This window comes from Shewanella cutis, from assembly GCF_022410515.1.
GTDB classification, from domain to species: Bacteria; Pseudomonadota; Gammaproteobacteria; order Enterobacterales; family Shewanellaceae; genus Shewanella; species Shewanella cutis.
The window spans coordinates 17,536-35,957 of record NZ_JACSDI010000006.1 but is presented as its reverse complement, the minus strand read 5'-3'; the positions used below and the strand labels follow the sequence as shown (position 1 = coordinate 35,957).

Genomic DNA, 18,422 nt, shown 5'->3' with positions numbered 1-18,422 from the left:
AAAAATCCTTCTTAAACAAAGATATTAATACAATCTACACAATGGTTTTTAACTCTCAAACGACTACCAATATTTTTCTACGGTAATTTGCCCCGGAGCACGGCGTAAATTTTTCGTGAGTCCCTTGTCAAGCAATGCCGCTTGAGCGCCGCTAATCATCCCCGGATTACCGCAAATCATCACCTGAGAATCCGCCGCACTTAAGGTTAATCCGACTTTACGCTCGATTTCGCCCGAGACTAAGCCATCGGGGATACGGCATTGTAATGCATCGGCGACTGTCTCGCGGGTGACAGCCAAACACAGGATAAACTGATCTGGATATTGCGCCGCATAGCCCTTTAATTTATCAAGATAGGCCAAGTCTTTAGCTTCGCGCACACCATAGACAAGTACTATCTTCTCAAAACGCTGCCAAGGCTCTGCGGTATCCAGCATGGATAAGAAAGGTCCCACGGCGGTGCCCGTGGCTAAAAACCACAAATGTCGACCTTGCAACTCACCTTTAGGGATCTCATCTAAAGTCATAAAGCCGGTGGCAGTAGGGGTGATTTCAATTTCATCTCCGATAGCAAGATGTTGTAATTGTGGGGATAACTGGCCATCCTCTACGGCGACAGCCAGAATCTCGGCATAGGGCTTATCGGGGGCGTTTACGAGGGAATAAGCTCTGGCAACACGCTTATCCTCTTGCTGCTGACTGAGTTTAATAAATTGACCGGGAATAAAGGGATCTAACTCAGCCGCTATCCGCAGCGAAAATAATTTATCGTTCCAATCAATACGTTCAATAACGTGTCCCTTAGTCCACATAACCCGCCCTCAAGCAAAACGTTAAATAGACCCCTAGCATAGACTGTTATCAGCACAACAAAAACCCCTTATTCAAGGGGCTTAAGCGTCAGTAAGAGGAAGGGAAGTTAAGCGTTAGTCGCTTGGGTCTCATCGGATTTCTTATTGAAGCTGTCTCTAAAGGCCTGCAATCCTTCTTGAACGAGTCCATAGGTTTTATCTACACCGTCGGCAATATCACCCTGCAACACTTTAAGGCCAGACAAAATATCCCTTGCCTCCTTAAAGCCGTTATCGATAGCGCCGCCGATGATGCTCATAAAGCTGTCGAGCTGTTCATCCAAACTCATATTCGAATTTTGCTGCTGATGAACACTAAAAAATTGCGTTGCGAAACTCACAATACGATCGGCAGTGGCCTCGGGGGATGTATCGACACCGTTATCATAGGCGGTTTGAATCGCGTTCTCGCCCATAGAAGGGGCTAATTCTTTGTTTATCGCTTCGATTGCTGCGCGATAAAGCAAAGTCATAGATTGATCGCCCGACTTTAGGCTTACATCTTCCTGCGCCGATAGAATCGCTTGATTCATTAACTGCTTACTAGTTTGCTGCGCCGTCTGTTTAGAGGTGGCATCCACATTCTTCGTCTTATCACTATTTGCCGCGTTTTCAGCATATTTACTGTGGGTCGAAGAAGTGCTCTGTACCTGTGCAGGGTTATTGATTTCCATGATGCTAGTCCACTCAACTTGGGGAGACTTAATTATCGACCAAAATTTGAGCAACTTTAGTAATTTTACAAATTGCAGTAACATCCCAACTTAATGCAATGATAAAAATGGAGAATAGGTTTGCTTATTCTCTAATCGCTACTCATCCTACGCCCACTCTTGTATACGCCCATAAAATAAGGATATAAGGCATGGCAATCCCCCAATGTTTAAATGCGTTTTTGCGACATACTCGAAGAATCGGTTTCAATTCAGGTACGCTAATACGATCTTTATTGATAGGTCTCTTGTTATTCACCAGCATTGTACTTAGCCCGATAAATCAAGCTGTAGCCGATAATCGATTGATTATTCTCGTAAGACACGCTGAAAAAGCAGATGCAACCGCAGGCGATCCCCCCCTTTCAGCTAATGGCAACTTACGTGCTCAGGCCCTGATCAGCGCCTTAAAACGCACATCCATTTCCCAGTTAATTGCGACCCAATATCAAAGAACTCAGCAAACCTTATTGCCGATTTCGACAGATCGGCATTTACCTATCACAGTAGTCGAGGCAGAAAAACCAATCGAAGCCCATATCCAAAAGGTGGTTGAACAAGTACATGCCGTAAAAGGCAATAGCTTAATCGCAGGGCACTCCAATACGCTGCCGCTTATCATCAAAGCCCTTGGCGGCCCAGAAATACCATCCATAAGTGAAGATGATTACAGCCAACTGTTTTTACTCTCCATCAATGATGGACAACCCGCCAGCCTGCTCTCCACCCGTTACGGACTCGAATAGAGGATAACAAGATGCACGAATTGAATTGGTTTATGTGGGGACTAGATCTCTTCTCTGGATTGTTCTTAATCATTGTCGGTTTAGGCGCCCTCGCCATTGTCTACATGTATATTGCCGATAAACTGCAAACGAAACAGGCGGTACGCCACAATTATCCCGTTATTGGACGCTTTAGATACCTATTTGAAAAACAAGGTGAATTTTTTAGGCAATACTTTTTTGCCCAAGATAGAGAAGAACTTCCCTTTAACCGTGCCGAACGCAGCTGGGTATATCGTGCAGCCAAGAATGTCGATAGAACGATAGCCTTTGGCTCGACGCGTCCCTTGGAAGCGACTGGCACCATTATGTTTATGAATTCAGCCTTTCCACCCCAAGATGAGGAGATAACACCGATCCAGCCACTCACCATTGGCCCCCATTGCCGTGTGCCTTATACGACAAGTGCAATATGCCATATTTCCGCGATGAGCTTTGGCGCGCTGTCACGCCCCGCAGTCACAGCATTATCCCACGGGGCGGCACAGGCGGGGTGTTGGTTAAACACCGGTGAAGGTGGCTTAAGTCCTTACCATTTAAAAGGTGGTTGTGATTTAGTATTCCAAATTGGCACTGCCAAATACGGCGTTCGTAATGAGCATGGTCATTTGGATGATGGCAAACTTAACGAGATCGCCGCGCACCCTGAAGTAAAAATGTTTGAAATAAAAATGAGTCAGGGGGCCAAACCCGGTAAAGGAGGTATCTTACCAGGCGTTAAAGTGACCGAGGAGATCGCCCATATTCGCGGCATTGCGCAGGGCCAAGATTCCATCAGTCCCAATGGTCATATCGAGTTTAACAATGTGGGCGATATTCTAGACATGATTGCCAGAGTTCGCGAAGTGACGGGGAAACCCACCGGAATCAAAGCTGTACTCGGTGATGTGCAATGGCTTGAAGATTTTTGCAATGAAATAGAACGCCGTGGAGAAGCATCTGCCCCAGACTTTTTTACTTTGGATAGCGCCGATGGTGGGACGGGCGCAGCCCCACAACCCTTAATGGATTACGTTGGCCTGCCGCTAAAAGAAAGTCTGCCCATATTGGTCAATATCTTGATTAAACATGGACTACGCAAACGGATTAAAGTGATCGCCTCAGGAAAACTCATCGTCCCCTCACGAGTCGCTTGGGCGCTAGCCTTAGGTGCCGATTTTATTGCCTCAGCCCGCGGCAATATGTTTGCCTTAGGTTGTATTCAAGCATTGCAGTGCAATAAGGATACTTGTCCAACAGGGATTACCACCCACAATAAAAAGCTGCAGCACGGCCTAGATCCAAGAGATAAATCGACTCGTGTTGCAAATTATAATCATAATCTACACCACGACTTAGCACTGATCGCCCACTCCTGCGGTTTGACAGAGCCAAGGCAACTCAAGCCATCCCATGTAAGGATTGTGCTTGAAAGTGGCTTGTCGGTTTCACTGGATAAGTACTATTCCCATATCAATCAATAATTAAATAACTTTCTAGGGCGTGTTGACGTTTCAGGGTTATTTTTGCAGCAATTTGGCTGGATTTTATGCAAGGCAAAGTCCGTGCTGAGTAGTTATTCTACATAAACGGACGATAACGCAGCAGAAAAGCCAGCCAAATGCTGCCCGAAGGGGTCGTCTGGCAAGCCCTTGCGCTTACTTTCAGTCATAAGAGCCGCTCGTCATTTGAGTAGAATAACGACACATCATTCCTCGTTTCGCGAGCACGTGCTTGCCAGAACGAACAAAATTTAATCTCGAAACGTCAACACGCCCTAGGCATAGAACACAACTTTCATCTAAAGTTAATTCAGCAAGAACTAATTTGAACATGCATCACAAAAGGGGTAAGATCCGTGATACATACTTCAAATCAAACCACTTCATATCAAGTAAGGAAACACTGTGAAAGCAAGCTTTGTAAGCCAAATGTCTGACAGCAAGACTGCCAGCACAAGCTGTAAGAGCTGTAATCGCTTGACTGAAATCGAAGGCGAATTGGTGTGTTTTCGTGAAGGTAAAGTCATTCGACTGACGCGAATTGACAAATCAACCACCAAACTCAATCTGCTGTGTGAAGGTTGGAAGGCCGGAAAACCAAAGGGAATATAATGCTTATATTCCCTTAATTTTTTTATTGCCTATCATTTTTCCACTCGTTTTCCCGCTTAATAAATACTACGAATATCTGCACTATGTTCATTGCCGACACGGATAATACCAGCCAAGGCGATCTCTTGATTCTGTTTTGCCAACGTTAAACGTCTTGTCGTCACTTTAAGACCTGCGTTTAACTCTGCATGAATACGTTGGAGCGAATCATAATCAACACCGCGTTTTTGAAGGGTTGCCATAATCGCAGCCCAGTCCGTGCTGACTTTCTCTTCTCTGCCTTCAATATTGACTCTTAACGCCATATTTTCCATGCCAAGCACCTCTTATGATTATTCGCTTGGAATTGAGTATAGAGAGCCTTAGCTGAATAAAAACTGAATTACCTTGTCGCTATAACACTTACACAGAAAGGTGTTGTTGCTCATTTTGTATGCGCCACAATTTGGCATAAAGACCACCTTGAGCTAATAACGAAGAGTGATTACCCTGCTCGACAATTTCCCCTTTGCTTAAAACAACGATTTGATCAGCATCAACAATAGTCGACAATCTATGCGCCACGACTAAGCTAGTATGCCCTTTCGCCACCTCACGCAAGGCTGACAAAATCGCCTGCTCGGAGCGGCTGTCGAGGGATGAGGTCGCCTCATCAAACACTAACACTGGCGATCCTTTTAAGATCGCTCGAGCAATCGCAACTCGTTGTTTTTCACCACCTGACAGTTTTAATCCCCGCTCGCCCACTTTGGTATCCCACCCCTGTGAAAGCGATGCAATAAAATCCTCTAAATGTGCGAGTTTGATGGCATGCCTTACTTCTTCATCCGTCGCATCGGGGCGGCCATAGCGGATGTTCTCCACTAAAGAATCATTAAATAACACTGTATCTTGCGGCACTATCGCAATCGCTCTGCGTAGTGCATCTTGCGTTAATTGGCGAATATCTTGTCCATCAATCAAAATACGCCCTTGTTCTACATCGTAAAAACGAAACAATAGCTTAATTAATGTTGATTTGCCTGCGCCGCTATCCCCAACGACTGCGACCTTTTTACCTGCAGCAACCTTAAAGCAGACGTTACGCAATATTGGCCTATCATCGTAGCTAAAACTCACTTGCTCAAAACTCAGCTCACCCCGCTTAGGTTCAAAATCTAATGCATCCGGTTTATCGACAATGCTCGGGTGCTTATCCAGCAGGCTAAACATCCGCTCAATATTGGCAAGTGCGCCACGGATTTCTCGATAGACAAAACCTAAAAAATTCAGAGGCATAAACAGCTGCATCATAAAAGCGTTTATCAGTACAAAGTCCCCGAGTGTCATCTCATTATTGGTAACCCTATAAGCTGCTAATGCCATCATCGCAGTCATCGCTATAGCAATAATTAACGCCTGACCACCATTAAGCGCAAACAGCGATAAACGATTTTTACGCTTCGCGACTTCCCATTGGTCTAGGGCTTGATCGTATCTTTCCGATTCATATTTCTCATTATTAAAATACTTCACGGTTTCATAGTTCAATAGGCTATCAATCGCGCGGGTATTGGAGAGGGAGTCAGCTTTAGCTGCATCACGGACATATTCGGTGCGCCACTCAGTGGCAATGACCGAAAACCAAATATAGGCTAGCACAGAGATAAAAGTGATAGATGCAAACGCAACACCATAATTAAAAAAGAAAATACCAATCACCATGGCGATTTCTAACAGGGTTGGCACTATGTTAAATACCATAAACCGCATCAAAAAACTCACCCCACTGGTGCCGCGTTCAATATCCCGTGATAAACCACCGGTTCGGCGCTCAAGGTGAAAATCCAAATCAAGTCGATGCAAGTGGTCGAACACCGCCAGACCTAAACGACGAATGGCGCGCTCCGTCACCCGGCCAAATAAGGTGTCGCGGATTTCCCCCGTGATAACCGTCAGCAGGCGGACGGTGCCATAGGCCAGCACTAATCCTATGGGAACACTCAACGCCTGCGCTGTTTTATTGGCATCTAAAGTATCGACGACGTCTTTAAGAATAAAAGGTAAACCCACACTAGCGAGCTTAGCGACGATAAGGCAAGACATAGCTAATGCTACCCGCCCTTTATATTCAAGCAAATAGGGCCAAAGTAACTTAATCACATGCCAATTGAGCTTATCGATGGGACCTTCAAAATACAGTGTTGGGCGCATATATCTAAACCTTTGCCTGAGTCTGTCAATTGTAACAGCATGGCGAGCACTAAGGTGAAGTAAAAAGGTAAAGTTTCAATAAAATCAATCAGATTTTTCTGACAGACAAACGGCTCAAAGCTTAGCAAAATCAACACGGGTATACCGACGTGTACAAGTGTTCGGCATTCGTTTTTGCAGAGCTTTTAATTTAAATATTCTAAGCAATCTAAAACGAGTCGAATCAAGTCATTTAAATATCAAAATGTCACACTAACGACTTACACCAAGATATATCGCTAAGAGCTTATAAATGATGACAAATACTGTCGTACCAAGGCTTTTATCCGGATACTGCACGCTAAAATAGGCTATGTCTGAGTGTTGATTATTTTGTCGGTTTTACCCAAAATGCCCTATGGATTTAAGTTCGTTAGCAGCAGGATTTGCAAATCTCTGGCCGCAGTTTTGAGCGGGGAAATAAGCCCCCTACTCGTTCTGCGATAACACTAAAAGTAATTCAAATATTTCAAAATCGAAGGATGCTTTATGTTGGATTCAGCTAAAGTTCAATACCCGCCGTTACCACTGATCCAAACTTGGGTGTGGATGATGATCGAATCAGGGAATCCAGAAATTCAGGACAAAGGCCGAAATAACCTCATCGCTGCTTTTGGTAGCTTAGCCAAAGCGAACGAATATTTAGCCCAAATGAGCAAGAAATAATAAAATAAAGGCGCCAGGATAGCGCCTTTATTTTTGACTTTAAAAGACATTAAACCCGCTGACGTCGCTCAATAACACTTTGATTTAAAACAGCTAACAAACGCTCAGTATCTTCCCAACCAATACAGGCATCGGTCACACTCTGGCCGTAGCATAACGCTTGGCCTTCGATAAGATCCTGACGTCCTTCGACTAAGTGGCTTTCAACCATCACCCCAAAAATCGCCTTATTACCGGATGCAACTTGCTCGGCAACCTCATTGGCTACCACCATTTGCCGCTGATACTGTTTGCTGCTATTGGCGTGGCTAAAGTCGATCATGATGTTATCGACCAGCTTGGCTTTTTTCAGTTGGTCACTGATTTGGGCGACATGACTCGCACTGTAATTCGGCTCGCGGCCGCCGCGAAGGATGATATGGCAATCTGGGTTGCCTTTAGTGGAGACAATCGCCGAATGGCCAAATTTAGTCACAGATAAAAAGTGATGCGGCGCATTAGCGGCGCCAATGGCATCGATTGCCACTTTGATTGTGCCATCGGTGCCATTTTTAAAGCCCACAGGGCAAGATAACCCAGAGGCCAGTTCGCGGTGGACTTGTGATTCTGTTGTGCGGGCACCAATGGCGCCCCAACACATCATATCCGCCACATATTGCGGGGTAATCATGTCGAGGAACTCACCCGCGGTCGGCATGCCTGAATCATTTAAATCGACTAAAAGTTTGCGCGCCGTTCGCAAACCATCATTCAGTTTGAAACTGTTATCCATGTAAGGATCATTGATTAGCCCCTTCCATCCTACGGTAGTTCGCGGCTTTTCAAAATACACTCGCATCACAATCTCAAGTTGATCTTGATAGCGCTCCCTAAGGGCAACCAATCGCTGACCGTATTCCAGCGCCGCTTTAGGATCATGAATAGAGCAAGGACCAATGACCACTAATAGGCGATCATCTTCACGAGCGAGAATATTATGGATGCTTTGACGGGCATTAAACACAGTTGCAGCAGCGTTTTCGGAGGCAGGAAATCGTTCTAGTATCGCAATAGGGGGAAGTAACTCTTTAACTTCATTAATGCGAACGTCATCATTTTGGTAATACATTATTTACTGCTCCAACTCTGGTGTTTAGGCTATCTTCATCGCTGCAATAGGGGATCTCAACTGCAATACTGAGTTCAATTTATCCAGTCTGCGCCGCTAATGCAACCAAGTTGTCTCCATTTCAAAAAATCAGATATAAGATATTGTTTTAAATTACTTTTAAAATTTCAAGTTCAAATATTTCAACTTGATAGTCGCAAGGACGTCGATAAGGTGTTTTAACACTCGCCAAAGGATTAGTGTTGCCGCATTGCCTGCAACTTTGCTTGATAGCGATGTTGATCTGCGGCCTCGCGACTGAGCGCCAGCGCTTTTTCCATATTCTGTTTGGCCCGCTTTTCATCGCCAAGCGCCCAATAAGTACGAGACAAGCCAAAGAAAAACTCATGCCGATAATCGGCCTTATCGACTGCCCTTTGATACCACGCGAGCGCTTCACGGTATTGATGCTCGTCATAGGCCTGCTCGCCCATATTGTAATAGTAATAAGGGTTACGAATACGCGCTAACTCAAGCTTTTTATGTATTTGCGCCCATTCCTCTAAGCGACCTTGATTACCGAGGATAACGGCTAAATTAAAGAGTGTTGTCATATCATCAGGATCAAACTTGAGGGCATAGCGATAAACCAGCTCGGCGCGCTTTTCATCGCCCTTGTGGCGATAAATTACGGCTAAGGTGTTAAGAGCCGGAATAAAGTGCCCAGATTTTAAGCCGGCTTTAACTAAGGCGTAAGCGCGATCTAAATCCCCTTCCACCAAGGATTCTGCGGCCATATTGTTATAAAACATGGCCGTTAAGGTCTGACGATTAATTTGGACTTTATCGACCCCGCGAAGTGCCCGCTCGGGCATAAAATCGACCAAAATAGCATGGGTTGATACATAAACAGTGTGCATACTCTGTGCTGGCAACAAACGTAGATTGACATGGCCATTAATCAGGTAAAAGTCCCCCTGCTTATCCCAGACCGGTTCAATCGCAATATCCTGAAACTCAGTGCCAATATTAAAAATGTCTGCCAATGCCGATGTCATCACCACCAGCGACATACAGTTTCCGGCTCGTTGGGCATAGGTTTCGCTGGCGGTTTGGGTCAAATTATCTTGATAGCGAAAATCGCTTTGACCGCCCTCTTGGTTAGCATTGATATAGCTGGCCAACCATTCATGCACCGCGAGAGGATTTTTAGTCGAAATGGCGTAACGATCATAAGTTCGCTTAACATCAAGCGCCACAGAGGAGGGAAGGCTAAAAATATCTTCAACACTGGGGATATTAGTCACAGGTTTAAATAACGAATCGTCAAACAGGGCATCAAGCTCATTATCACTTGGTTTTGGGACTGTTGAGCTACAACCCCATAATAGTAAAAGTAACAATGAGCAGATCATGCCGCTAGAGATGGTGCGCAGTTGTATCATGATACGTCCCCCAGACCATAAAGCTCCTATTTGAGCTTATTACACTTGGCCAAAAAGACGCCATTAAATGGTGACAAAATATGAATGCATGCTGCATATCCCACGGAAGCGCAGCATCTTAAGTGTTAATTTTGCCCTGGAGGATCAACCTTGATAAACACATCCTGCTGCTGATAACGGTAAGGACGATAATTATCTTGGCCACAGCGAAAGTAACGGTATGGTTGCATCTGCACGATACACCCAAGGGGCAAGGCTTGAAGAATTTGAATCTGTTCCTGTCTTCTCAAGGATTCTTGCCATTCATAGTCTTTAAGTACTTGATCGCGGACAGCAAAAGCATCGAAATGTTCATTGGAGCGAGTCACCACCACCTGCCCTGCCAACGCAGGCAACACTAAGATTGCACAAAGAATACTAAATGTTGTTGCTGGATAAGGCATTAGGCGCATTGAGAACTCCCTGTGGTGTAGTGATTCTATTAACAACCCATAAAAAAAGCAGAGCCTTGGCTCTGCTTTACTATCCTCTTATCCCTTAGAGGCATCAAGTGATATCAATACCAGTTAGCCCGCACTTTTGACTGTCACAAACTCTGGATATGCATCGATACCGCAGTCTGATGCGTCCATACCATTGTATTCTTCTTCCTCTGAAACACGGATACCCATGGTCATCTTCAGTACAAACCACACCGCAAAAGAGGCGCTAAATACCCACGCGAAGATAATCGCTGCACCGGTTAATTGTGCGGTTATGGTGGCATTGGCATTCGACAAAGGCACACACATTAAACCGAGGAAACCCGCCACACCGTGCACCGAAATCGCGCCAACAGGATCGTCGATCTTAATGCGATCTAAGCCGACAATGGAGAACACCACTAAACCGCCAGCCACTAAACCAATCACACCCGCCATCAATAGTGAAGGCGATAAAGGATCGGCCGTGATCGCCACTAGGCCCGCCAAAATACCGTTGAGGATCATGGTTAAATCGGCTTTACCCCATATCATTTTACACACGATAAGGGCAGAGATTGCACCCAAAGCGGCGGCGGTGTTGGTGTTAACAAACACCTTAGCAACTGCGCTTGCGTTGGCCGCATCTGACACCATCAACTGCGAGCCGCCGTTAAAGCCAAACCAACCCATCCACAGAATAAACATCCCTAAGGTTGCCATCGGTAAGTTAGAACCTGGAATAGGATTCACTTGACCATTAGGACCATATTTCCCCTTACGCGCCCCCAGTAATAACACCCCAGCGATAGCCGCGGCCGCGCCAGTCATATGCACAATACCGCTGCCCGCAAAGTCCACAAATCCTAAGCTTGCGATAAAACCTTTACCCCACGTCCAGTAACCTTCAACGGGATAGATAATGCCAGTCATCACCACGGAGAAGACAAGGAATGCCCACAACTTCATCCGCTCCGCCACCGCGCCAGAGACAATCGACATTGCCGTGGCCACAAACACCACTTGGAAGAAAAAGTCAGATTCTAATGCATGGTTGGCATCATCGGCTTGCGAACCAATCAGCGTTCCCAGTGAAGGCAGCCAGCCGCCCTCGGCATTGTCGACATACATAATGTTGTAACCAACCAATAAATACATCACACAGGCAATCGCATATAACACCACGTTTTTAGTTAAAATTTCGGTGGTATTTTTTGAACGCACTAATCCCGCTTCGAGCATGGCAAAACCCGCAGCCATCCACATGACTAAAGCGCCGGAAATCAAAAAATAAAAGGTATCGAGTGCAAAGCGTAATTCAGAGACTGTCACGCCTAATTTTGTTAGTTCTTCCATCTTCCGCCCCCTATAGCGCTTCAGTATCGAGTTCACCCGTACGAATACGGATGGCATGTTCTAAGTCGATAACGAAAATCTTTCCGTCACCAATTTTTCCCGTATGAGCCGCAGTGGTAATCGCCTCAATCAGCATGTCGAGATTTTCGGCTTTAGTGGCAATTTCTAGTTTTACTTTTGGCAAAAAATCCACCTGATACTCGGCGCCACGGTAAAGCTCGGTGTGCCCCTTTTGACGGCCAAAACCTTTAACCTCGGTCACCGTCATCCCCTCAATACCAATTCCGGCGATAGCTTCACGGACATCATCCAATTTAAATGGCTTGATGATAGCGCTGACTAGTTTCATCTTGACCTCCAAAAAAACGCGATTGTTATTAACTTGTAGCAAAGGTAATTCAATCATTAGGCCAGATTTTTAATTATATGATTTATATAACTTTATATAATAATACGGTTTTTGACGCGCCTAAAAATGCACCAGAACTGTGCATCCATTAAAGCAACGCACTTTTTTAGTGAGCAATTTAAGTGCAAGACATATTCGACTTTTGCCCTATTGGTGAGGTTGGCCAATTAGGGTTTACTAACAGTGCAAAAAATAAACAGAGCGATCGCCAAACGACGCCTTTATTCCACCCGCGCAGAAGGAATGTCCGATGTTAAAACCCGAAGAATGTGTACTTGTTATCGTCGATGTGCAGGGAAAACTCGCTCAGATCATGGACAATACGGCTAAGCTCCACCAGCAGCTCAGCACGCTAATCCAAGGCGCGCAGCTGTTTGAAATCCCCATTCTTTGGTTAGAGCAATTGCCTGAGAAACTCGGCTCGACGACCGAAGAATTAAAAACCTTACTCGAACGAAGCAGTTCGCCGATTGCCAAGCAACATTTCAGTGGCTGGTACTGTGATGAATTTGCCAATGCATTAACCCAAACACGGCGCAAGCAAGTCTTGCTCGCGGGGATAGAAACCCATGTTTGCGTGTATCAAACCTGCCGCGATCTGCTAGACCAACGCTATTCGGTGCATCTCGTCGCCGACGCGGTTTCATCCCGCAGTGCAGACAATAAACAGTTAGGGATCCAAATGATGACGGCCAAGGGTGCAAACCTCACCAATGTGGAGTCACTGTTATTCGAACTCCAACATCAAGCCCAAGGCGACCGCTTTAAGGCACTGATAAAATTGATAAAGTAAGATCCCATTCTTAAGACCCGCCTTTATTGATAAAGGCGGCTTTAGAGACTGTAGGAATCGTAGAAACAGAAATAATGCGATGGAGTAAATTGACTAGGCTTTCCTGTTTACCAGCATACCAACCTCAACTAAAACGATACCGATAAGAAACCCTTGAAGTCTAGAAAAGAAAATAACGGCACTGCTGCGCATGGCAATTTTGGCGGGATTAATTATGACAACAAACCTTAATCCTGTATTTGCGGCAATGGGATACCAGCATGCAAATGGCTTATCGCACTGCAGCATAAGCCATCTCGGTTTGCTTATTCAGCCTTAATCACAGGCTCCTGCACCAGCAATTGATCATTTTTGTAGACATAAAGTCTGCCCACGGGACTCTCTTCGGCGCTGAGCACGATCACATCGCAGACATAAAGAAAGGGGCCGCTTTTAAACTGGAAGGAATGATTTCCGCCACTGCCATCGAAGACTAACTTCCCCTTTTTAAGGACTAAATCAGGCTGTTCACTCAGCGATTTCCCCTTCGCCCACGCAGCGTAACGGTATTGGTTATTATCGATGGCATCGACACGAATGGTAAATCGCGCGGTTTCCCACGCAAGTTCTGGACTGATAAATTCCCGCACACTCTCGTGTAAGGTCGATTTTTGCTGCGCGATCAGCGCGTCTCTTAGTTTGGCTTCTTCTGGACTTTGATAATTGATGCCTGAGATTTTGCCATCAAAATCCAACCACACACTGCCATGGTTAAGCATAATGCCACGCCAGCCCATAGTGTCCCAATTGCTCTCGGCTGTAGAGTTAGCAATTTCAGACAGCAATTTGCTATCAAACACTTGCACAAATCGCTCTAACATTTGCTGGGAACTTTGCACATCGGGGAGCGGATAATCCCGCTTGAGGGGATACGCAATCTGTTTAGCAATGGCCTGGCGATCTCCAGCCTTCGCCGCGTCAATCAGCGCCTGCACTTTGGGCACATATTCCGCATCTAATGCGGCCTGCGCCAGTGGCGAAGTGCTCAGACTCCCTAGCAACAAGCCCGCAAAAAGCCCTAAACGGGAGAGTCGATTTACTGAAGAAAATGCTCGATAAAACTGGGCATAAAGCATGGTTAATTCCTTTAAAGTCAAAAACATCCAAATTAAGACTTGGCAAGGATACCATAGCGAGGCGAAACACCTGTAATCACCCCAGCATTATCGAAGCAATTCCTTACGCCAGAGTCGTCCACAGCAGCTTTATGCAAGCAGCAAATTCGACACTATTGCCAGTGCTACTGACATAAAAATCACCCCAATTACAGCATCAATGATAGGTGTTATCCGCTGCATTTTTTGCTGCACCTTTGCTTTAGAAAGCATTAGGGCGAGAAAGCCAAACCAAATCAATGACAAAACAAATAACACCAGTGCTGCAGCAACCTTAGTCGCTGGCGTCACACTGGGGGTGATTAAGGCTGAGAACAAGGTTAAGAAGAACACTAAGGCTTTAGGATTCAATAAATTGGTATAAAGTCCCGTCATATATCCCTGCCGTGGTGATAGGCTTTTTTCCGCCTTGGTTTGCGAGTTATCGCCAGTGTTTGCTTGAGCCGCTGTCGCTACGGATGACTCCGCCTCCTCACCCTTCAATTGCCATTTGGGCTTTCTAAAAAAAGCGATTGCGGCTTTGAGCGCGCCAAATCCCATCCAAGCTAAGTAAGAAGCGCCAAGCAGTTGCACCAAAAGATACAAGGAGTGGGAGCTTTTAATCACTAAGCTGACACCAGTTAAACTCAAAATCGTATGGGCTAAAATCGCCATCGATATTCCCGCCGCAGTAGCGATAGCTGTATTACGCGGCTGCGAAGTAGCAATCTTCACTATAATGGCAAAATCCGGCCCAGGGCTAACTAAGGCAACACAGTGGATCAGGGCTAAGGTGAATAATAGGGATAAATCCATCAATATGGCTCCGCAAGCAAAAAATCAGAAAGTCCATTATGACCAAGGGCTCAGAGCTTGCATTGTAAGAAATTGCACGAGAATAAAATAACAAAAATAAGATCAAAGCATACGCCGCTGGAATTGGACAGGTGAGAGCAAAAAGGCCTGCTTAAACGCCTTGTTTAAATGACTTTGGTCGAAAAAACCTAACTGCTGCGCAACATCCACCACTAAGGTGCCATGGGTTAAAGACTTTTTAGCGAGCTCTAAACGTACCCGCTTAAGATACGCATGGGGAGTCATGCCCGTAGCCTGTTTAAACTGTCGTAAAAACTGAAACTTACTTAAGTTAACCTCATTGGCTAACCCCTCGAGCTGAGTATTCTGCCAAGGCTCGTCGTGGATCTTTTGTTTGATTAGCTTTAACTGCTGCGAGGATAAACCTTGATCCTGGCCCAGTTTAAGTATGCCTGCAGGATGGCGGGTTAATAACAGCTGCATAAAGTTTAATAGGTGTGATTCAGCCTCTAGCTCAGTACATTGACCTTGCGTAAGTAGATTATGTAACTGAATAAAATATTGATATAACGCGGGATCATCTACGATCGGTGCGTTAAAAAAGTGCGTAGCTTGCCCCATCTCTTGGCTGATCGCATTCATAAAATCCACCGGGATGGACATCACTTTCACCCGATAGCCTTCGGCATCGCGGCTTTGTCCATCGTGGGTTTCATCGGGATTGAGGGTCGAGAGGCCGTGTTGCCCTAACTGATAATGACTGCCCTTATTGATAAATTGCTGCGCCCCTTGAGTGACTACGCCTAAGTGGTAATCCAGATGCACGTGTTTATCAAAACTGAAGTGGGTAAATTCCGCCTGACTCAGTTCAATGCCCGAGAGGCTGGGATGGCGCCAGTAATTGATATGTTCAACGGGAGTCGTGCGGCTCATAGGGATTAATTCAATTTTTCTCAGCAAATATCACTTTTGATACTACATTCTAGCTGCCCACAACTTGGCTGGAATAGTAAATTATTGCAGCGATGCCAATACCCAATGCAAAAACGCCCAAATGCGGGCGTTTTGTGGTAACTCAAAAGTCGCTTAGTGCGAATGACTGCCGTGGCCACCTTGAGCTTCAATAGCATGCCCTTCACTGCTATAAAAACCGCTACTGCCGTGTTCGATAAAGCCTTGATTAATCATCTTGGCGATAAAGGGATCTGACTCACTGTCGCCAACATCGGCAAAGTCAATATCTTGATAATTCTGGGTTAACACCGTAAACGCCTCATGGCTGTAGGGCTCAACCGTGAGCAACTGATAACTTAATTCTGCACCTAAATTAAATTGCTGCGGCAGCTCAATGCTAGTAATCCAATCAAGCTGGCTCTCCATGCCATTAACCTTGCCTGCAAAACCTTGTATCGAGAAACAAGGTAGTTGTTTTAGCTCGGTTTTCGCCATATTAGCGGGCAATGCCGGAGACACCACATGGTATAGCTGCTCGCGATCGTGCTGAATATTTAACGCCCGCAAATCCCCTTTACGGTAGGTAACTGAGCGTTTTTCAACGGGAAAATAGCGCACATACTCGCCATTCCTTGTCCATTGCTCAAAAGTGGTGTTATCCCGTTGAATAATAAACTCTTGGCCATCTCTTAGCAGGGTCATCTGCCAGCGGTGCCCTTTAGCATTGGTCACTTGGTATTGGGCTTTTAGATGGGCGGCTTGAATATTTGCGCATTGCATACCAGCTTTGCCTGCAGCTTGAGCAGTAACGGGCGTCGCTAAGGCGATTGCGGGTGAAATCAAAGCCGATAATAAGGTGATCAATAGGAGCTTATTCATTTATTTCTCACTTACACGCTAATTTTATAACTGGCTTTACAGACAGTTAGATAAAAGCCGATAGCAGGCCAACCCGCCATCGGCATTGGGCTTATTTTGCCGCTACAGCAGCTTCTGCTTTAGCGACCAAATTAGCCGCACGGTTCATCACGTGGAAGATATGGTTTTGCTCAACCGTGCCTTGGATCAAAGCCGAACTTGGGCCACGGGCAAAAATCGCCACATCTTCACCCGCATGGGTTTCATCGCTTAATGGCACCAGCGCTTCTTGATGGAACCCAGCGTTTTGCGTATCCACAAAGTTCAAGTCCTTACGGCCGCCATCCACAGGGAAGTTATAACGCTCATCACCACCAGTCGCTAATGAGGCATAACCCATACCGTTGGCGTAACCAACTGTCGTGTAAGGTAAACCGTTAGCATCAGTTGAGTTGGTCACTTCGGCGATACCATTTTCATCGTTGGTTTTCACCAAGCCAAGGATAGGGTTACCACGGGTTGGATAACCTGCAATGGTGAACACATGGCTGTGGTCAGCGGTGACCATGATGAGCGTGTCTTTTTCCGAGGATTTTTCCATGGCGACGCGCACCGCTTCAGAGAGCGCGATAGTATCGTACAAGGCGCGAGCAGCATTACCCGCATGGTGCGCATGATCGATACGACCCGCTTCAACGATCAGCACATAGCCTTTGGCATTTTTCTTCAAAATATCAATCGACTTGGCGGTCATTTCCGCCAGTGATGGCTCCCCTTTTACGCCCGCTTCGCTGCGGTCATAGTCGTATTCCATATGGGATGAATTAAACAAACCCAGTAAATGGTCAGTGCTCTTCACATCCACATTGAGGAAGGTATCTCGGTCCTGAACATAGGCCGCATTAGGGTACTTAGCTAACCATTCAGCGGTTAGATCGCGACCATCGCTGCGCTTACCCGCTTTACCTTCTGGATCTATCAGGGTTTTGGGGATAAAACTGCGGCGCCCCCCCCCCATCATCACGTTTAAGCCACTGCCATAATTAAAGTCGAGCATTTGGGCGGCAATATCTTTACAGCCATTGGTTACCGCTTCGGCAGGTAAATTTGAGTCAGCTTCCCAGTCACGATCAGGCACATGGGCGTAGGTCGCAGCTGGCGTTGCGTGGGTTAAACGTGCAGTTGTGACCACACCAGTAGACATACCCGCCATCGCAGCCAGTTCTAATGATGTCACCAGATTTTGATCTTTGGTCGATGCACAGTTAGCACGTACTACGCCTTCAGCCTGTGAAATCACACCTACATCGGTTTTAACCCCTGTTACCATCGCGGACATAGTGCCCGCAGAATCCGGTGTTTGACCATCGACGTTATAGGTTTTAGATAAGCCTACATAGGGCAACGTCTCAAAGGATAAAGCGTTTTCTTCACCCGTTTTGCCCTTTAATTGGCCTTCTAAAATACGCGCTGCAGTGATGGTCGATACGCCCATGCCGTCGCCAACAAACAGGATCACGTTCTTCGCCGCACCCACCTCGTTATTCACGCTCAGGCCATCAGCTTTAGTCACGCGCGCTTGAGCATCCACATACCATTGATTGACTGCGCTCCAATCTTTACCGTCGCTGCCATTTGAACCATTTGAACCCGGTGTACCTGCCACGCCATTGTCACCATCGTTACCGCATGCGGCTAAACCCAGCATGGCTGACATCGCGAGTACTAGTAATTTCTTATTCATGTTTAACTCCAAAAGTGAGAACCGT

The 18,422-nt window shown here is 46.0% G+C and carries 19 protein-coding genes; 5 read left to right on the top strand and 14 right to left on the bottom strand.

From position 1 onward, the window contains the following. Positions 1 to 63: 63 nt before the first annotated feature. Positions 64 to 813 carry a ferredoxin--NADP reductase gene (locus tag H9J30_RS10670; RefSeq protein ID WP_240131017.1) on the bottom strand — a complete coding sequence of 250 codons (750 nt, stop codon included), beginning with the start codon at positions 811 to 813 and terminating at the stop codon, positions 64 to 66. 107 nt (positions 814 to 920) lie between these two features. Beyond that, positions 921 to 1,526: a DUF5610 domain-containing protein gene (locus H9J30_RS10665; protein WP_240131016.1), complete on the bottom strand. Its 606-nt coding sequence runs from the start codon at positions 1,524 to 1,526 to the stop codon at positions 921 to 923. Positions 1,527 to 1,717: 191 nt separating this feature from the next. On the opposite strand from H9J30_RS10665, the gene H9J30_RS10660 reads away from it, so the two are divergent. The 3 genes from H9J30_RS10660 to H9J30_RS10650 all read left to right on the top strand — a co-directional run bounded on the left by H9J30_RS10660 (position 1,718) and on the right by H9J30_RS10650 (position 4,443). Beyond that, a complete protein-coding gene (locus tag H9J30_RS10660) occupies positions 1,718 to 2,311 on the top strand; it encodes a phosphoglycerate mutase family protein (protein ID WP_240131015.1) in 594 nt (197 codons plus the stop codon). A gap of 11 nt (positions 2,312 to 2,322) precedes the next feature. Beyond that, positions 2,323 to 3,813: an FMN-binding glutamate synthase family protein gene (locus tag H9J30_RS10655; protein WP_240131014.1), complete on the top strand. Its 1,491-nt coding sequence runs from the start codon at positions 2,323 to 2,325 to the stop codon at positions 3,811 to 3,813. 423 nt (positions 3,814 to 4,236) lie between these two features. Then, positions 4,237 to 4,443, top strand: coding sequence for a hypothetical protein (locus H9J30_RS10650; RefSeq protein ID WP_240131013.1), 207 nt, complete (start codon positions 4,237 to 4,239; stop codon positions 4,441 to 4,443). Positions 4,444 to 4,499: 56 nt separating this feature from the next. Here H9J30_RS10650 and H9J30_RS10645 read toward each other — a convergent pair whose 3' ends face one another. Both H9J30_RS10645 and H9J30_RS10640 read right to left on the bottom strand, forming a co-directional pair. Next, on the bottom strand, positions 4,500 to 4,757 hold the full coding sequence (locus H9J30_RS10645; protein ID WP_240131012.1) for a hypothetical protein: 258 nt from the start codon (positions 4,755 to 4,757) through the stop codon (positions 4,500 to 4,502). An 88-nt stretch (positions 4,758 to 4,845) separates the two neighbouring features. After that, positions 4,846 to 6,636: an ABCB family ABC transporter ATP-binding protein/permease gene (locus H9J30_RS10640; RefSeq protein WP_240131011.1), complete on the bottom strand. Its 1,791-nt coding sequence runs from the start codon at positions 6,634 to 6,636 to the stop codon at positions 4,846 to 4,848. Between the two features lie 528 nt (positions 6,637 to 7,164). On the opposite strand from H9J30_RS10640, the gene H9J30_RS10635 reads away from it, so the two are divergent. Next, positions 7,165 to 7,341 (top strand): hypothetical protein, encoded by a 177-nt coding sequence (locus tag H9J30_RS10635; RefSeq protein WP_011071061.1) that lies wholly within the window; start codon positions 7,165 to 7,167, stop codon positions 7,339 to 7,341. Between the two features lie 49 nt (positions 7,342 to 7,390). Here the strand turns inward: H9J30_RS10635 and aroG are convergent, their stop codons facing one another. The 5 genes from aroG to H9J30_RS10610 form a co-directional block, all read right to left on the bottom strand. Further along, positions 7,391 to 8,449, bottom strand: coding sequence for a 3-deoxy-7-phosphoheptulonate synthase AroG (aroG, locus tag H9J30_RS10630; protein ID WP_240131010.1), 1,059 nt, complete (start codon positions 8,447 to 8,449; stop codon positions 7,391 to 7,393). A 236-nt stretch (positions 8,450 to 8,685) separates the two neighbouring features. Beyond that, positions 8,686 to 9,873 carry a tetratricopeptide repeat protein gene (locus H9J30_RS10625; protein WP_240131009.1) on the bottom strand — a complete coding sequence of 396 codons (1,188 nt, stop codon included), beginning with the start codon at positions 9,871 to 9,873 and terminating at the stop codon, positions 8,686 to 8,688. 125 nt (positions 9,874 to 9,998) lie between these two features. Then, entirely contained in the window at positions 9,999 to 10,325 is a 327-nt protein-coding gene (locus H9J30_RS10620) for a hypothetical protein (RefSeq protein ID WP_240131008.1), read from the bottom strand. 114 nt (positions 10,326 to 10,439) lie between these two features. After that, on the bottom strand, positions 10,440 to 11,690 hold the full coding sequence (locus tag H9J30_RS10615) for an ammonium transporter (RefSeq protein WP_240131007.1): 1,251 nt from the start codon (positions 11,688 to 11,690) through the stop codon (positions 10,440 to 10,442). A 10-nt stretch (positions 11,691 to 11,700) separates the two neighbouring features. Then, positions 11,701 to 12,039 (bottom strand): P-II family nitrogen regulator, encoded by a 339-nt coding sequence (locus H9J30_RS10610; protein ID WP_011071066.1) that lies wholly within the window; start codon positions 12,037 to 12,039, stop codon positions 11,701 to 11,703. Between the two features lie 310 nt (positions 12,040 to 12,349). Here H9J30_RS10610 and H9J30_RS10605 point away from each other — a divergent pair, with 310 nt between their 5' ends. After that, the gene (locus H9J30_RS10605; RefSeq protein WP_240131006.1) at positions 12,350 to 12,892 is read left to right on the top strand and encodes a hydrolase; all 543 of its coding nucleotides are present in this window, start codon (positions 12,350 to 12,352) and stop codon (positions 12,890 to 12,892) included. Positions 12,893 to 13,197: 305 nt separating this feature from the next. Here H9J30_RS10605 and H9J30_RS10600 read toward each other — a convergent pair whose 3' ends face one another. From H9J30_RS10600 to H9J30_RS10580, 5 genes are all read right to left on the bottom strand, one after another. Then, positions 13,198 to 14,007 (bottom strand): hypothetical protein, encoded by an 810-nt coding sequence (locus H9J30_RS10600; RefSeq protein WP_240131005.1) that lies wholly within the window; start codon positions 14,005 to 14,007, stop codon positions 13,198 to 13,200. A gap of 129 nt (positions 14,008 to 14,136) precedes the next feature. Beyond that, the gene (locus tag H9J30_RS10595; RefSeq protein ID WP_240131004.1) at positions 14,137 to 14,841 is read right to left on the bottom strand and encodes a LysE family translocator; all 705 of its coding nucleotides are present in this window, start codon (positions 14,839 to 14,841) and stop codon (positions 14,137 to 14,139) included. Positions 14,842 to 14,943: 102 nt separating this feature from the next. Then, positions 14,944 to 15,774, bottom strand: a complete 831-nt coding sequence (locus H9J30_RS10590) for a helix-turn-helix transcriptional regulator (protein WP_240131003.1) — start codon at positions 15,772 to 15,774, stop codon at positions 14,944 to 14,946. Positions 15,775 to 15,927: 153 nt separating this feature from the next. Next, on the bottom strand, positions 15,928 to 16,674 hold the full coding sequence (locus H9J30_RS10585; protein ID WP_240131002.1) for a hypothetical protein: 747 nt from the start codon (positions 16,672 to 16,674) through the stop codon (positions 15,928 to 15,930). Positions 16,675 to 16,765: 91 nt separating this feature from the next. Then, entirely contained in the window at positions 16,766 to 18,397 is a 1,632-nt protein-coding gene (locus H9J30_RS10580; protein WP_240131001.1) for an alkaline phosphatase family protein, read from the bottom strand. Positions 18,398 to 18,422: the final 25 nt, after the last annotated feature.

What these genes read in the sequence shown, in the direction of transcription:
- H9J30_RS10635 (WP_011071061.1), top strand. Translation starts at nt 7,165, where the DNA reads ATGTTGGATTCAGCTAAAGTTCAATACCCGCCGTTACCACTGATCCAA.
- H9J30_RS10640 (WP_240131011.1), bottom strand. Translation starts at nt 6,636, where the DNA reads ATGCGCCCAACACTGTATTTTGAAGGTCCCATCGATAAGCTCAATTGG.
- H9J30_RS10610 (WP_011071066.1), bottom strand. Translation starts at nt 12,039, where the DNA reads ATGAAACTAGTCAGCGCTATCATCAAGCCATTTAAATTGGATGATGTC.
- H9J30_RS10590 (WP_240131003.1), bottom strand. Translation starts at nt 15,774, where the DNA reads ATGAGCCGCACGACTCCCGTTGAACATATCAATTACTGGCGCCATCCC.
- H9J30_RS10585 (WP_240131002.1), bottom strand. Translation starts at nt 16,674, where the DNA reads ATGAATAAGCTCCTATTGATCACCTTATTATCGGCTTTGATTTCACCC.
- H9J30_RS10615 (WP_240131007.1), bottom strand. Translation starts at nt 11,690, where the DNA reads ATGGAAGAACTAACAAAATTAGGCGTGACAGTCTCTGAATTACGCTTT.
- H9J30_RS10605 (WP_240131006.1), top strand. Translation starts at nt 12,350, where the DNA reads ATGTTAAAACCCGAAGAATGTGTACTTGTTATCGTCGATGTGCAGGGA.
- H9J30_RS10625 (WP_240131009.1), bottom strand. Translation starts at nt 9,873, where the DNA reads ATGATACAACTGCGCACCATCTCTAGCGGCATGATCTGCTCATTGTTA.
- H9J30_RS10580 (WP_240131001.1), bottom strand. Translation starts at nt 18,397, where the DNA reads ATGAATAAGAAATTACTAGTACTCGCGATGTCAGCCATGCTGGGTTTA.
- H9J30_RS10600 (WP_240131005.1), bottom strand. Translation starts at nt 14,007, where the DNA reads ATGCTTTATGCCCAGTTTTATCGAGCATTTTCTTCAGTAAATCGACTC.
- H9J30_RS10670 (WP_240131017.1), bottom strand. Translation starts at nt 813, where the DNA reads ATGTGGACTAAGGGACACGTTATTGAACGTATTGATTGGAACGATAAA.
- H9J30_RS10595 (WP_240131004.1), bottom strand. Translation starts at nt 14,841, where the DNA reads ATGGATTTATCCCTATTATTCACCTTAGCCCTGATCCACTGTGTTGCC.
- H9J30_RS10645 (WP_240131012.1), bottom strand. Translation starts at nt 4,757, where the DNA reads ATGGAAAATATGGCGTTAAGAGTCAATATTGAAGGCAGAGAAGAGAAA.
- aroG (WP_240131010.1), bottom strand. Translation starts at nt 8,449, where the DNA reads ATGTATTACCAAAATGATGACGTTCGCATTAATGAAGTTAAAGAGTTA.
- H9J30_RS10660 (WP_240131015.1), top strand. Translation starts at nt 1,718, where the DNA reads ATGGCAATCCCCCAATGTTTAAATGCGTTTTTGCGACATACTCGAAGA.
- H9J30_RS10665 (WP_240131016.1), bottom strand. Translation starts at nt 1,526, where the DNA reads ATGGAAATCAATAACCCTGCACAGGTACAGAGCACTTCTTCGACCCAC.
- H9J30_RS10655 (WP_240131014.1), top strand. Translation starts at nt 2,323, where the DNA reads ATGCACGAATTGAATTGGTTTATGTGGGGACTAGATCTCTTCTCTGGA.
- H9J30_RS10620 (WP_240131008.1), bottom strand. Translation starts at nt 10,325, where the DNA reads ATGCGCCTAATGCCTTATCCAGCAACAACATTTAGTATTCTTTGTGCA.